This is a genomic window from Dyadobacter soli (assembly GCF_900101885.1).
In the GTDB taxonomy this organism is placed as follows: domain Bacteria; phylum Bacteroidota; class Bacteroidia; order Cytophagales; family Spirosomataceae; genus Dyadobacter; species Dyadobacter soli.
In genome coordinates this window covers 313,290-326,264 of record NZ_FNAN01000002.1, presented here as the reverse complement: position 1 = coordinate 326,264, position 12,975 = coordinate 313,290, and the positions used below count along the sequence as shown (strand labels likewise).

Here is a 12,975-nt window from a genome sequence, read left to right as displayed (position 1 = left end):
TTTGATTGACATAAGGGATAGATGAGTCGGGCAGTCATTTTACATGGCTGCCCGATTTTATATTTAAATGCATATAAAACCTACATTTGATTGTTTTTTATATGCAAATGAATATAATAGTATTCAAATGTTAAGTTTTTATATGCAATTGAATATAAAATAGCTAAATTTATTATAATTATATTCAATTGCATATAATGGAAACATTGGCCCAGTTTGTAAAATCACGCAGAAAGAGCGTTAACCTCACACAGGAACAGTTCGCTGAAAAAGCCGGAGTGGCACTCACTGTTGTGCGAAAGATCGAACAAGGAAAGGAAAACCTGAATCTGGACAAGGTGAATCAGGTACTCCGGATGTTTGGGCGTGAGCTGGGACCAGTGATGATGAAACCTTTGGAGGAAAATCAATGAGAAGCGCGTCCATTTATTACGATCGGGCATTAGCCGGGACATTGACGGAGACGGATGACGGGCTCTACACCTTCGTTTACCATCCGGAATATGTACGCCTGTTTCCGGATCTGTACCTGACCTTCTCAATGCCTGTCACAGATAAGGTTTACACCGAAAAACGGCTCTTTCCGTTTTTCGAAGGCCTGATACCCGAAGGCTGGCTGCTCGACATCGCTTCCAAAAGCTGGAAGATCAACCGGAACGACCGAATGGGTCTTCTGCTGGCATGTTGCGAAAATTGCATTGGCGCGGTGAGCGTGATACCTGATCAACAAGAGCATGAATAGGAAATGCCTGTACTGTTATAAATCGCTGGATGATTCCGTTCCAGGCGACTTTCATGTACATTGCAGTACCACTTTTTTCGGATTAAAAACGCCACCGGCGCTGGGCTACTCCTTCACGGAAATGGCTGATCTTGCCAAAAACATCGTTGAACGCAGCGTTGCGGTGCCAGGCGTGCAGCCCAAGTTGTCGCTATCGCTCGTCAGTGAAGTAATGGCGAATCGCAGCCGTGGCCGGCTCACCATTGTGGGTGCCATGGGAGGGGGCTATATTTTCAAACCACCGGTTGAGAAATATCCTGAAATGCCCCAAAACGAGCACGTTACTATGCGTATCGCCGAGGCATTCGGTTTACAAACCGTCCAATCGAGCCTGATCCGACTGGAATCGGGAGAGCTTTCGTACATTACCAAAAGGATCGATAGGGTAAACGAAGATAGGAAAATTCACATGCTGGATATGTTTCAGATTCTCGAAGCATTCGATAAATACAAAAGCTCGATAGAGCGTGTGGGTAAAGCGCTTCGCCAGCATTCGGTTAATACCTTATTGGATCAATTGACGCTGTTTGAACTGACCATATTCAGTTTTCTGACGGGAAATAATGATATGCACCTCAAAAATTTCTCCATGATCAAAAGTGATTCAGGCTGGTCACTTGCACCCGCGTACGACTTGCTGAATGTCACGATTGTGAACCCTGACGATACCGAGGAGCTCGCCTTAACGCTGGAAGGCAAAAAGCGGAAACTCGAAAAGGTTCATTTACAGCGTTTTGCCGAAGGAATGGGGCTGAACACGAAGCAGATCAAAGGTGTTTTTCAGCGGTTCCTCAAAAAAAAGCCGGTCGCGATGGAGTGGATCGATAATTCTTTTTTGTCCGACGACCTGAAAACCGCGTATCGCAATTTATTGAACGAGCGTTACCAACGGCTGGCCTGATTCAATACTTCCGCTGGCAATTCTCGCAAAAATAGCTCCGCCGCTTCGTCCGCCCGAGGTATTCCTTATGAAACGGGATATTGCAGCGCGGGCAAATCTTCTTCGTGTGTGCAAGCCAGTGCTTCTTCAAGGTGGATTTCTTCTTCCATTCCAGGAAATCGAATGCGTAGTTGCGGGTTTCCTTTACCATTTCTTTCAACTTGGCGTCGGGTATTTCGCCGAGCGTGCTGAGCGGGTGCGTCCGGATGCGGAAGAGGACTTCGTTTTTGATGATATTACCGCTGCCGGCGAAGATATCCTGGTCCAGAAGGGCGTCACAAGCGAGCATTTCGGGTTTATCTCTTAATTTCTTAAATGCCGCTGTCGGTTTCCAGGTTTTGGACATGATATCTGCCGACCAATCGTAGACTTCGTCGGCGGGCGCGTCGATGAGCTTAACCGACGACGTGTAGAAGTTCAGTTCGTGATTGTCGAAGATGAGGCTCAGGCGCGGCGGGGTTTTCTTTTGTTCGTCAATGAGGTAGGAGCCGAAGAGCATGAAATGAATGCGAACGGTAAAATCCTTGAAGCAGATCAGGAAATGTTTTCCCCACGACCTGAAATCGGTCACTTTCTGGCCAATCAGGCGGTCCTTATCGATTTTCGCATTGCCCTCCACATGGCGGACAACCTTTCCTTTCAGCCCCAGCTCTTCAACGGCTTCCCTCAAAATAACAATAGACGGTCCTTCGGGCATCGTATGATTCGTTTTTCAGCGATGATGCTAAAAATGTGCCAGAGAGGAAAGGGAGAAATGGAGGAATGGAGGAAAGGGACGATGGAGGAAATGGGATTTTATCCTTCCTCCCCTTCGTCCCCTTCCTCCTTTCCTCCCCTTAACTCTGGCATCATTCTTGTTACAACGTCATAAAACACCGCAGCGTAACCCTTTTTATCACCACTGACACCGCTTATGGGACTCTTTTTTAAAAGTCGCAAACACGAAACCGCTCCCGAATTACCCGAATGGCTTACCGCCCGTGACGGTTTCCCCTTTTACATCAAAGCCCCGATGGTACTTATCGGGCTTTACTTGTTCTTCTACATCCTCAACCTGTTGCAGGAGATCATCGTCCCGTTCGCATTCGCCGGGCTGATTGCCGTATTGCTCAACCCGATTTACAACCGGTTTCAGAAATGGAAATTCAATAAGATCGTAGCGATTGTGCTGACGATCTTTCTCGCTATTCTGGTGGTGGCGGGGATCATGTTTTTCCTCTCGTCGCAAATCGTCCAGTTCGGTGATATGATCCCGAAGTTGGAAAAAAAGGCGATGAAATTGCTCGATAACTTGCAGGTATGGCTGTCGACGAGCTTTGGTATTTCCACCGAAAAGCAAATGAGCATGCTCGACGAAGCGATCAACAACAGCCGGGCCTATGTGGGTAAGACAGTCAATACGCTTTTTGGCATCATCAGCTTTTTTATACTGATACCACTATACGTTTTTCTTCTTTTGTTTTACAAGCCATTGATACTCAATTTTATATTTGAGGTATTTGACGAAAATAATTCCGATCAGGTCGCCGAAATCTTGCAGGAAACCAAAGGCGCGGTGCAGAGCTATATTGTGGGGCTGATGATTGAAACAACGATCATCGCGACGCTGAACTCCATTGCATTGCTGATCCTGGGCGTGCAGTATGCATTGCTGCTGGGTGTAATCGGCGCAATTCTGAACCTGATCCCCTACATCGGTGGCATTATCGCTATCGCATTGCCGGTGCTGATTTCGTTCATCACGAAGGACGGATATACCACACCGTTACTGATCATAGCCGCTTACACGGTTATACAGTTCCTGGATAACAATATCATCGTACCGCGCGTAGTCTCGTCGAAAGTGTCTGTCAATGCATTGATTTCCATTCTGGTAGTGCTACTCGGCGGTACGCTCTGGGGTGTGAGCGGGATGTTTTTGTCGATACCATTCGTGGCGGTATTAAAAATTATTTTCGACCGCATCGACGAGCTGAAACCCTGGGGCAAATTGCTGGGCGACACCATGCCGAACGACCCGCCTCCAAAAGTCGTGAACCCGCGCGAGGCAGAAGACGAGCAGCAGACATTGTTCTGAAACAAAACAGGCAGGCATTCGAGCGAATACCTGCCTGTTTTATTTTGAAATATTTATAACTAAAAATCCAGCTTCTTGATGGTACCGTCGCCCAGGCTGAGCACGTAGAAAGTGCGGTCGCCCCAGCGTTTGATGTCTGTCGGTCTGTCAAGTCCGCTGGCTAGTACCGCACCATCTTCGTTGACCACCGAGCCAGTATTGGGTTTGAAGCCAGGAGGATTGCCTGGGCTGCCCGGAGGCATTGTGAAATCGGCGTAATGAAGCAGAAGCGGCTTGTTGTTGGTTGTCAAAGTCAGGTGCGTGAGCGCCGTAAAACCCGATTTGAAGGGAATCATCTCGCCGACGGTGTTCACCCGGTAAATGTGAGCGGAGCCTGGTGAGAATGGAAAGCCAGTGAGGCTGCTCAGCAGGAAATGCGTACCATCAAACTCGATGCCGGTAGGAACGGGGTCTCTGTCCGGCGCTATCGGTGGGAATGTGGTGAACACGTCGAGTGCATGCGTATCCTTGAAGCGTATGATCACCGCATTCGCTCCGGCATCGACGATGTAAAGGTGTCCGTCCGGCCCTTTGGTGAGTGAGAATGCATTGGAGTTGTTGTCGAACGTCAGGTTTTTACCAGCTACGAAGGCTTTGATGTTCTCAGTAGTGAGGGTAGACTTATCTTTCGGCAAACTACCTGACAACAAGTTGGCAACATCGATCACATACAACAAGCCTTCCACGCCGTGAAGCAGATATAATGTGCCGTTTTCGTAATATAAGTGGCCGATTCCTTCGACGTTACCCATGTTGACAACCGAGCTGAAATTCGTTACAACGGTTGTTTTGACACCACTCGGCGAAATCATGACCAACGCGCCGTCATTTTTGCCTGTTCCGGCCTCGGTAACCCAAAAACGTCCCTGATCATCGATAACCATCCCAACCGGCGCGCGGAGGCCATCCACAAATGGTGAGACACTAAGCTGCGTAGGCTCCGGTACAGGTTCGCCATGATCTGTACAGGCCAGGAAAGTCGCCGTCGCTGCAATTAATGCAAATGCAAAGAAAGAGAGGAAATTCTTTTTCATAGAAGGTTGAGTTAATTAGAGTGGAAAAGATTGGAAAGGAGTTTGTAGTAGATGTGGGCAAAAGTAAGACTTAGATTTTCCCTACTGTTGTATAAATGCGTCATTTTCAAGCTGATTTATTAAGCGGTAAATATCTGTTCAATCCTTTCAAAAGTCACCAATTATTGATTTTTTGCAGTTTTTAAATCCACCACCAACCGCTCATGAACCAGGACATCCGCCAGCCGTTACCGGCCGCCTACCTTTCGATCGACGAGGCTACCAAAGCTTCGGGTTTCACGATGGCTTCCGACATTTACACCTGCTCGTTACTTAAAACCCTCGCCGCTTCGAAGCCGGGCAGCAAATTTCTCGAACTCGGCACCGGTACCGGCCTTTCCACCGCCTGGATACTGGACGGAATGGACGCGCATTCGACGCTCGTGTCCATCGATAATGACGCCGGGTTCCTCGAAATCGCCGAAAATCACCTCGGCGGCGACCCGCGCCTCTCGCTCGTGCATACCGAAGGCGAAGACTGGGTGAATGCCCATCTCGATGAGAAATACGATTACATTTTCGCAGATACCTGGCACGGCAAATACCTTTTGCTGGATGAAGTGCTCAATATGCTCAATCCCGGCGCCTTTTACATTATCGACGACATGCTTCCGCAACCCAACTGGCCCGAAGGTCACGACCAGAAAGCATTGAATTTGATCGAATACCTCGACAGCCGCAACGATCTGGCCGTTACCAAGCAGGTTTGGGCTACCGGCATTATCCTCGCCGTTAAACTGTAACCATTGCCGCATTTCCCGATCAATACCTGAAATCGCCCTCTGGCACAATCGGAGGGTGATTTGTTACTTTTTATGGTTTATGTAGGAGTAAATTAAGGGGTATCAAGGCTTGACTTTGATAATTGTAAGATGATCTTGTAATGATCGAAGATTGAGTGCCAACCCTTAAATCTTAGCTTATGTGCCAAAACCATGGAGTAGCTTACATCCGGCCCGGCGAGGTCGAAGTGCAGGAAATCGAGTACCCGAAACTCGCGCTGGGCGACCGCAAATGCGAGCACGGCGTAATCCTGAAAATCGTTTCCACCAACATTTGCGGTAGCGACCAGCACATGGTCCGCGGGCGTACCACCGCACCGGCGGGGCTGGTGCTCGGGCATGAGATCACTGGCGTCGTGATCGAAGCCGGGCGCGACGTCGAATTTATCAAGGTCGGAGACCTGGTATCGGTTCCTTTTAACATTGCCTGCGGTCGCTGCCGTAACTGTAAGGAAGGAAAAACCGGTATTTGCCTCAATGTAAACCCCGCGCGCCCGGGCGCTGCATACGGGTATGTGGACATGGGTGGCTGGGTAGGCGGGCAAGCCGAGTATGTGATGGTGCCTTACGCCGATTTTAACCTCCTCAAATTCCCGGACAAGGATCAGGCAATGGCCAAAATCAAAGACCTTACCCTGCTTTCCGATATCTTCCCGACCGGTTTCCATGGAGCCGTTACGGCCGGGGTAGGGCCGGGTACCATCGTGTACGTAGCGGGTGCGGGCCCGGTCGGTCTCGCCTGTGCGGCCTCGTGCCACCTGCTTGGAGCCGCGGTGGTGATTGTCGGCGACATGATCCCCGAACGCCTCGCACAGGCTGCCAGCTTCGGCTGCGAGGTGATCGATCTCACCAAGGATACGCCATTGGAACAAGCCATTGCCGAAATCATCGGTGTTCCCGAAGTGGATTGCTTCGTCGACTGTGTAGGCTTCGAAGCCCGCGGCCACGGTGCCCACGCCGTCGAAGAACGCCCTGCTACCGTACTGAATACCGCTATGGCCGTTACCCGCGCCGGCGGCGCAATCGGTATCCCCGGCCTCTACGTCACCGGCGACCCGGGTGCCCGCGATGCCGCTGCCAAAGAAGGCAGTCTCAGCATCCGCATCGGTCTCGGCTGGGCAAAATCGCATTCGTTCTACACCGGCCAATGCCCCGTTATGAAATACCACAAGAATCTGATGAACGCCATTTTGTGGGATAAAATACAAATCGCGAAAGCCGTGAATGTGGAAGTAATATCCCTGCAAGACGCCCCGAGAGGATATTCGGATTTCGACAAAGGCGCCGCGAAGAAGTTTGTGATCGATCCGCATGGGATGATTGTCTGACGAATCCCAATGCTTAGAGAATCGGCTCCTGATCTTCAAGGTTGGGAGCCGATTTTTGTTTTACGGGTTAATGATGTTTGTTGTCGAAACCACATACTCATTAATCTCCGCAGCTTGCACATCCATCCCGGCAGGACGTCCTTTTTGCCCTATAAGCGCCTTGTATTCATTGCTAATTCTCTCTAACATGCGGCTTCCTTGAATAGTTAGAAGTATGAAAGAGCTCGTAAGTTATGCCCTGTCATGGTGCGGTATAGGTGAAAACCCCCGGGTGCTCTAACTGCGCAAGGACACCTAAAACAGGGCCTTTCGTTCATCCTTAAAAGATTAGTATTATGAACACATCAACAACAACGTTTGAATCAATGGATTCAAGGCTCCTTGCGTACGGACGCGAGGTCAGTGCATTATTGAGCAGTGATAGTGCCATTGGCATGGCGGACGAGCTCTGGACGATGTTTAGCGGCTACATGCTGGCGCAGAAGGAGCTTGGTCATTGCCCGGAGATCGCCAACACCTTTTTCACATTTAAAGATTTGCTACTCTTTTTCGAGAAAATCGAGCGGATTAAGCATGGAGATTAGAGGTATTCCAGGAGTATTAAAGTGTCACAAAAGTTTAGTATATTTGTGACACTTTTAAACTGAAATTTTATGAAACAATCAGTTCATAATAAAGTATTTAATCGTGTTGTGAAAACGAAGCGCGGTCGAGTATTTTTGACGAGCGAATTTTCGGATTTGGGAGAGGATACAGCTACCAGGAAGGCGTTATCACGGTTGGTGCAAGAAGGTGTGCTCGAGCGAGTGGCGCAGGGGGTTTATGTGTATCCTGAGACGGACCCTGATTTTGGGGTACTACATCCTTCTGCCGAGGAAGTGGTGGAGCATATCGTCCGTCGCGATCGCATACGGATCATTCCTACCGAAGCTGCCGCTTTAAGTTATGTAGGGTTATCTACACAAGTGCCTGTGAATTTGGTATACCTCACGGACGGCGGATCAAGAAAATTAAAAATCGGTAAACAGATAGTCAAATTTAAAGCTACGACCCCAAAGCGGGTCGCTTTTAAAAGTAGGGTGACAATGCTTGTCGTTCAGGCTTTACGGGACATAGGCAAAGGTAGGGTGACCGACAAGCACTTGCGTCACGTAAAGGCATTGTTGCAGAACGAGGATGCGAAGATAGTTCGCCATGATTTGCAACTTGCGCCAGCCTGGATTGCAAGGCTTTTAAAATAGTTTTTCACTTACACACGTTGTTATGGTTGAATGGCTTCAAGCGTCGCCGACTAAGCGAAAGAAAATTTTAAGAACGGTAAGTCGGGCTACCAGGCTTTCCGGCCGTGCTGTTGAAAAGGACTGGTGGGTCACGCTTGCTCTTTTCGCGATCTTTAAAACTCCTTACGCCCAGCACCTCGTTTTTAAAGGAGGAACTTCGCTAAGCAAGGCTTGGGGCCTGATAGAACGCTTTTCAGAAGATGTAGATCTCGTACTCGACCGGTCGGCATTGGGATTTGAAGGAGAATTGAGTAAGACGCAGATCGCCAAACTGCGTAAGGCTTCATGTGCATTCATTTCAGGTGCGTTCAGGAGTGCTGTCTGCAATCAGCTTCTTGAGATAGGCGTTGAAGAAGATGTATTTTCGCTGGAAGCGGCATTCTGCGAAGATTCGGATCGCGACCCGCAAATTTTACATTTGCATTATCGTTCGGATCTGGCTTCTGCAGCCTATTTGAGAAGTGAAGTACTGATCGAGATTGGTGCGCGGTCGCTTAGCGAACCTGCCATGCCGACGCCGATTACATCAATCATTAGCCAGGTTTTGGGTGAAAAATCCATTGCGGGGAAACCTTTCAATGTGCTGTCTGTAATACCGGAGCGCACTTTTCTGGAAAAGATGTTTTTGCTGCATGAAGAGTTTCGTAAACCACTGGAAAAGATTAGGCACGAACGTATGTCGCGGCATTTGTACGATCTTGAAAAGATAATGGATACCGCATTTGGGCGCAATGCCCTGTCCGATATTGCATTGTATCAAACCATCGTCGAGCATCGCAGGAGATTCAATGCAATGAAGGGAACAAATTATGACTCACATTCTCCCCGGACGCTTTGCTTCATGCCCGGCGAGAATGTAATGTTGAACTGGGAGAGAGATTACAGGTCAATGCAGGAGAATATGATTTATGGGAAGTCCCTTCCCTTCGATAATCTTATTTCAAGACTACAAGAGCTTGAAAGTCGCGTGAGGCTGATTGATTTCTCCTAAACCCACTGAAACGGGTCCCCCGATGCCACGTGCGTCACTTTAATCCCTGAAATCTTCGGCGTTAGCCATTCCACGAAATACTCCATCCCAGGCTCCTCGCTCACTGCGTGGCCGAGTACGATCAATGCCATCTTTGATCCCAGCAACCGCCCATCCCGTGCGTATTCAACTCCTTCCCATTCCGGCGTTTCGCCTACGATGAGAACGTCCGGTTTTTCGGCTTCGGCGACGGAGACTTGCCGTTGGCCGCCTGCTGCGCCGGGCATGATGGCGAGCTTCGAGCATTGCTGGCTGAGGTCGCCTACGACGCGGAGTTTCTGGATACCGAGTTTGGTTTTGAGGTGTTTCACGAGGTCGCCCAATGTGGTGGCGGGGATCGTGAGTGCGGGGGATTCATTTTTATAGTACTGTGTCCAGCCCGCTTTTTTGACGACGCCGTAACGGATCGCGTCGGGTTTCAGCGAATGGCAGTAGTCGTGGAAGCGCCAGACGGCGATTTTGTGCTTTTCTAGCAAAGCCTGCTTCTTCTTCACGATTTCGTTGCCTTTTACCCATTCCGGGTCGTCGCGGTGGTTGTAGAAAGTCGGTTCGTGGGCGATGATGAAGTTGGCTTTCAGTTTCGCTGCCTGCTCGATCACGGTCGCGGTGGCGAACATAGTGGTGACGATGCCGGTGACAGCCTGTTCGGGGCTGCCGGATTTGATGGTGTCGACAGTATCCGGGATCGGTTTCAGGTTGCCTTCTTTGAGGATCAGGTCTATGATTTGTTGTACGGTGTATGCCTTTGGCGCGGCGCCGAACAGCATTTCAGGTGTTAGGGATAATGCGGTGGCGGATAATGCGGCCTGGGTAAGGAAGCTGCGGCGGGTCGTGTTGTCAGGTAAAGTCATGGGGTCAGGTATGGTAAAATGTTGTCAAGCATTGTCAAGGGGAGTCAGGTATGAACATTAAGCCTGGTATTATAATGAAATAATGCCCTGAATACAAACGACTATATGACAATACCTGACGACGCTCGACAATTTTTACAATGTTTGGCAACACCAACTAACCTTACGAAATACCTACTCGCTCCTGAGCGACTTTACCGGATTCATCAATGCCGCGCGGATGCTCTGAAAACTGATGGTAGCCAATGCGACGAATGCCGAAAGCAAAGCAGCCGCGATGAAAATCCAGAGGCGGATGTCGGTTTGATAAGCAAAACCTTCCAGCCAGCGGTGCATCGCAAACCAGGCAACGGGCGCGGCGATCAGGAATGCGAGGCCTACCAGTTGCAGGAAATCTTTGGATAACAATCCGACAATGCTCGCCGCAGATGCGCCCATTACTTTCCTCACGCCGATTTCCTTGGTGCGCTGCACGGTAGAGTAGGAGGCGAGCCCGAGCAGGCCAAGGCACGAAATGAAGATGGCCAGTGCGGCGAAGTTGAGGAAAAGCGCTTCGAAACGCTCGTCGGCGCGGTACTGACGGTCGTAAAACTCGTCGAGGAAATAGTAGCTGAACGGACGGTCGGGGTGCATCGTTTTCCACTGGTTTTCAATGGCTGAAAGCGTCTGTTTTACATGGGTACCATCGATTTTTACAGATAGCAGGCCGCCGTTCCAGAAATCGATGACGCGGAAGGTCAGCGGTTTAATATTTTCCTGCAAAGATTTGAAATGAAAATCCCTGACCACGCCGATAATTGTTCCCTGACGGCCCCATTGATCGAACTTCCGGCCAATAGCTTCTTCCGGTGAACGGTAGCCCAGCATTTTCGCCGCCGCCTCGTTGATCATCAGCGACTGAATGCTATCCGTACTGAGTTGCTTTGAGAACGCCCTTCCAGCCACCACTTTCAGGCCATATTGTTGCATAAAGTCAAAATCGACGCGGTAAACGTCCATATTGCCGGCCTGCATTTCGCCGCTTTTATTCTCCAATTTAGAATATGCCTGCGGGTTCCAGCCGCCCGGTACCGCCGCAGAAGCCGCTGCGGATTTTACGCCTGCATAGTCCTGAATACTTGCCTCGAATGCATCGCGATGGCGGCCGTTACCAGCCTCTATCACAACGGTTTGTTCCTTTGAAAAACCTAAGTCATAGTTCCGCATAAAGTCGAGCTGGGTGTACACGACGATCGTAGCGATAATCATCGTGATCGAAATCGCGAATTGCACGGTTACCAACCCTTTGCGCAGCATTATACCCTTCAAACTGGTCGTAAAGCGGCCTTTCAGCACTTTTACAGGTTCAAATGAGGATAAAACGAATGCGGGATAAATGCCTGCCAGCAAGCCTGTCAGCAATGCCGCGGCAAGTTGAATACCTACAAACGGCAACTCGTAGAGAATGCCCTCACTGATCGCCTTGTCGGCCAGCGCGTTGAAACCCGGTATCAGCGCTGCGGAAATGAGCACGGATACGAGGAATGCGATCACACATATCAGCATCGATTCGGCGATAAACTGCCTCGCCAATGCGCTTTTCGCAGCGCCTACTGCCTTGCGCACGCCCACCTCCCGCGCCCGTTCCACCGAACGCGCCGTGGTGAGGTTCACAAAGTTGATGCAGGCAATGAGCATGATGAAAATCGCCACCGCCGAGAAAATATAAACATTATCGATGCTGCCCGACTCTTCGGCCTCGCGTGTGGAATGCAGGTAAATGTCGAGCAGCGGTTCGAGCACCAGCGCGATCCCCATTTGTTGCTCGGCCATCTTTTTTCCGGCGTGGCGTTGTACGAACGCCGGAAACTTGCTTTGCATCGCCGCGGGGTCGGTGCCCGGTTTGAGCAGTACGAATGCAACCGCGCCGAAGCTGCCCCATTCACGTTCGATATTTTTGTCCTGGTGTGAGGTGTAGGTGCTCATGGACACGAAAATGTCGCCTTTGATCTGTGAATTGACGGGCGGGTCCTGCATGACGCCGGTAACCTGCGCGGGCTCGCTATTGGAACCGAAAAGGAGCGTCTGTCCCATCGGATCGCTATCGCCGAAGTATTTTCGCGCGGCAGTTTCCGTCAGTACGAGGCTCAATGGCGCTGCCAACGCGGTTTTTGGGTTTCCTTTCAATAATTTAAAATCAAATACCGTGAACAGCGTCGAATCCGCCAGTACTGTATTTTCTTCATTGAATTTAAGATCGCCTTTGCGGAGCAATGCAGCTTCTTTTTGCACGCGGGCGAAGGCCTCCACTTCCGGGAACTCGTTCTGCATATTGATCGCCATCGCCCACGGACTAATGCTGTAATGCAGTGTTTCCGAGCTGGTTTTGACATCGGCGGCGACGCGGTAAATGCGTTCGGCCTTTTGGTTGAATGCATCGTAAGTCAGTTCGAAATGCACGTACAATGCGATGAGGAAGCAGGCGGTCATGCCCGCCGAGAGCCCCATTACATTGATAAGCGAGAACATTTTGTGCTTCGCGAGGTTTCGGAAAGCGATTTTGAGATAGTTGCGGATCATGGCTGGCTGGATGAAAGCGGGTTGCGGATATTTTTCGGGCTGTTTTTTTAATGCGAAAGGGCGGATAAGGCTAAGCACGTCGCGAACGTAACGCCTGCGCGCCTCAGGCACCCCGTATGTATGTACGCGTTGCGTGAAAAGTTCCAGCAAATCGCCTTCGAGGTCGTTCACCAGGTGCGGCGCGCAGAACCAATGCAGGAGCCGGGTGGCCCATTGGGGAGGACAGGGGCGCATA

At 50.1% G+C, this 12,975-nt stretch carries 14 protein-coding genes and 1 pseudogene; 9 read left to right on the top strand and 6 right to left on the bottom strand.

Translation table 11 applies throughout. The features are described 5' to 3' along the window. Positions 1–197 precede the first annotated feature (197 nt). The 3 genes from BLQ88_RS03655 to BLQ88_RS03645 are packed head-to-tail and all read left to right on the top strand — an operon-like array spanning position 198 to position 1,682. Positions 198–413 carry a type II toxin-antitoxin system Y4mF family antitoxin gene (locus BLQ88_RS03655; RefSeq protein WP_090146821.1) on the top strand — a complete coding sequence of 72 codons (216 nt, stop codon included), beginning with the start codon at positions 198–200 and terminating at the stop codon, positions 411–413. Continuing rightward, positions 410–742 (top strand): HipA N-terminal domain-containing protein, encoded by a 333-nt coding sequence (locus BLQ88_RS03650; RefSeq protein WP_090146819.1) that lies wholly within the window; start codon positions 410–412, stop codon positions 740–742. Before BLQ88_RS03655 ends, BLQ88_RS03650 begins: the two co-directional genes overlap by 4 nt. Then, on the top strand, positions 735–1,682 hold the full coding sequence (locus BLQ88_RS03645; RefSeq protein WP_090146817.1) for a HipA domain-containing protein: 948 nt from the start codon (positions 735–737) through the stop codon (positions 1,680–1,682). Before BLQ88_RS03650 ends, BLQ88_RS03645 begins: the two co-directional genes overlap by 8 nt. Here the strand turns inward: BLQ88_RS03645 and BLQ88_RS37505 are convergent. Both BLQ88_RS37505 and BLQ88_RS37500 read right to left on the bottom strand, forming a co-directional pair. Then, positions 1,650–1,796, bottom strand: coding sequence for a hypothetical protein (locus BLQ88_RS37505; protein WP_374754750.1), 147 nt, complete (start codon positions 1,794–1,796; stop codon positions 1,650–1,652). The two genes, BLQ88_RS03645 and BLQ88_RS37505, sit on opposite strands and share 33 nt — an antisense overlap. Positions 1,797–2,145: 349 nt before the next feature. After that, a pseudogene (locus tag BLQ88_RS37500) lies at positions 2,146–2,418 on the bottom strand (DNA-formamidopyrimidine glycosylase family protein); the annotation flags it as partial. Positions 2,419–2,634: 216 nt separating this feature from the next. Here BLQ88_RS37500 and BLQ88_RS03635 point away from each other — a divergent pair. Beyond that, positions 2,635–3,798, top strand: a complete 1,164-nt coding sequence (locus BLQ88_RS03635; RefSeq protein ID WP_090146814.1) for an AI-2E family transporter — start codon at positions 2,635–2,637, stop codon at positions 3,796–3,798. Positions 3,799–3,857: 59 nt separating this feature from the next. On the opposite strand, the gene BLQ88_RS03630 is transcribed toward BLQ88_RS03635, so the two are convergent. Next, entirely contained in the window at positions 3,858–4,871 is a 1,014-nt protein-coding gene (locus BLQ88_RS03630; protein WP_090146812.1) for a ScyD/ScyE family protein, read from the bottom strand. 203 nt (positions 4,872–5,074) lie between these two features. Between BLQ88_RS03630 and BLQ88_RS03625 the strand changes: the two genes are divergently transcribed. Beyond that, entirely contained in the window at positions 5,075–5,653 is a 579-nt protein-coding gene (locus tag BLQ88_RS03625; protein ID WP_090146810.1) for an O-methyltransferase, read from the top strand. A gap of 179 nt (positions 5,654–5,832) precedes the next feature. Next, positions 5,833–7,020 (top strand): formaldehyde dehydrogenase, glutathione-independent, encoded by a 1,188-nt coding sequence (gene fdhA, locus BLQ88_RS03620; RefSeq protein ID WP_090146808.1) that lies wholly within the window; start codon positions 5,833–5,835, stop codon positions 7,018–7,020. 60 nt (positions 7,021–7,080) lie between these two features. Here the strand turns inward: fdhA and BLQ88_RS37335 are convergent, their stop codons facing one another. Next, a complete protein-coding gene (locus tag BLQ88_RS37335) occupies positions 7,081–7,209 on the bottom strand; it encodes a hypothetical protein (RefSeq protein ID WP_262485690.1) in 129 nt (42 codons plus the stop codon). A 176-nt stretch (positions 7,210–7,385) separates the two neighbouring features. Here BLQ88_RS37335 and BLQ88_RS03615 point away from each other — a divergent pair, with 176 nt between their 5' ends. The 3 genes from BLQ88_RS03615 to BLQ88_RS03605 all read left to right on the top strand — a co-directional run bounded on the left by BLQ88_RS03615 (position 7,386) and on the right by BLQ88_RS03605 (position 9,291). After that, complete coding sequence (locus tag BLQ88_RS03615; protein WP_229212558.1) at positions 7,386–7,604, top strand: hypothetical protein; 219 nt, start codon at positions 7,386–7,388, stop codon at positions 7,602–7,604. 69 nt (positions 7,605–7,673) lie between these two features. Beyond that, positions 7,674–8,261 (top strand): DUF6088 family protein, encoded by a 588-nt coding sequence (locus BLQ88_RS03610; protein WP_090146805.1) that lies wholly within the window; start codon positions 7,674–7,676, stop codon positions 8,259–8,261. Positions 8,262–8,283: 22 nt separating this feature from the next. Next, entirely contained in the window at positions 8,284–9,291 is a 1,008-nt protein-coding gene (locus BLQ88_RS03605; RefSeq protein ID WP_090146804.1) for a nucleotidyl transferase AbiEii/AbiGii toxin family protein, read from the top strand. On the opposite strand, the gene BLQ88_RS03600 is transcribed toward BLQ88_RS03605, so the two are convergent. Together BLQ88_RS03600 and BLQ88_RS03595 are read right to left on the bottom strand one after the other, a co-directional pair. Beyond that, the gene (locus BLQ88_RS03600) at positions 9,288–10,181 is read right to left on the bottom strand and encodes a Nif3-like dinuclear metal center hexameric protein (protein ID WP_090146802.1); all 894 of its coding nucleotides are present in this window, start codon (positions 10,179–10,181) and stop codon (positions 9,288–9,290) included. The two genes, BLQ88_RS03605 and BLQ88_RS03600, sit on opposite strands and share 4 nt — an antisense overlap. 174 nt (positions 10,182–10,355) lie before the next feature. Next, a complete protein-coding gene (locus BLQ88_RS03595; protein WP_218132885.1) occupies positions 10,356–12,974 on the bottom strand; it encodes an ABC transporter permease in 2,619 nt (872 codons plus the stop codon). Between the last annotated feature and the right edge of the window lies 1 nt (position 12,975).

What these genes read in the sequence shown, in the direction of transcription:
- BLQ88_RS03630 (WP_090146812.1), bottom strand. Translation starts at nt 4,871, where the DNA reads ATGAAAAAGAATTTCCTCTCTTTCTTTGCATTTGCATTAATTGCAGCG.
- BLQ88_RS03655 (WP_090146821.1), top strand. Translation starts at nt 198, where the DNA reads ATGGAAACATTGGCCCAGTTTGTAAAATCACGCAGAAAGAGCGTTAAC.
- BLQ88_RS03645 (WP_090146817.1), top strand. Translation starts at nt 735, where the DNA reads ATGAATAGGAAATGCCTGTACTGTTATAAATCGCTGGATGATTCCGTT.
- BLQ88_RS03625 (WP_090146810.1), top strand. Translation starts at nt 5,075, where the DNA reads ATGAACCAGGACATCCGCCAGCCGTTACCGGCCGCCTACCTTTCGATC.
- BLQ88_RS03615 (WP_229212558.1), top strand. Translation starts at nt 7,386, where the DNA reads ATGGATTCAAGGCTCCTTGCGTACGGACGCGAGGTCAGTGCATTATTG.
- BLQ88_RS03635 (WP_090146814.1), top strand. Translation starts at nt 2,635, where the DNA reads ATGGGACTCTTTTTTAAAAGTCGCAAACACGAAACCGCTCCCGAATTA.
- BLQ88_RS03600 (WP_090146802.1), bottom strand. Translation starts at nt 10,181, where the DNA reads ATGACTTTACCTGACAACACGACCCGCCGCAGCTTCCTTACCCAGGCC.
- BLQ88_RS03595 (WP_218132885.1), bottom strand. Translation starts at nt 12,974, where the DNA reads ATGCGCCCCTGTCCTCCCCAATGGGCCACCCGGCTCCTGCATTGGTTC.
- fdhA (WP_090146808.1), top strand. Translation starts at nt 5,833, where the DNA reads ATGTGCCAAAACCATGGAGTAGCTTACATCCGGCCCGGCGAGGTCGAA.
- BLQ88_RS03650 (WP_090146819.1), top strand. Translation starts at nt 410, where the DNA reads ATGAGAAGCGCGTCCATTTATTACGATCGGGCATTAGCCGGGACATTG.
- BLQ88_RS37335 (WP_262485690.1), bottom strand. Translation starts at nt 7,209, where the DNA reads ATGTTAGAGAGAATTAGCAATGAATACAAGGCGCTTATAGGGCAAAAA.
- BLQ88_RS03605 (WP_090146804.1), top strand. Translation starts at nt 8,284, where the DNA reads ATGGTTGAATGGCTTCAAGCGTCGCCGACTAAGCGAAAGAAAATTTTA.
- BLQ88_RS03610 (WP_090146805.1), top strand. Translation starts at nt 7,674, where the DNA reads ATGAAACAATCAGTTCATAATAAAGTATTTAATCGTGTTGTGAAAACG.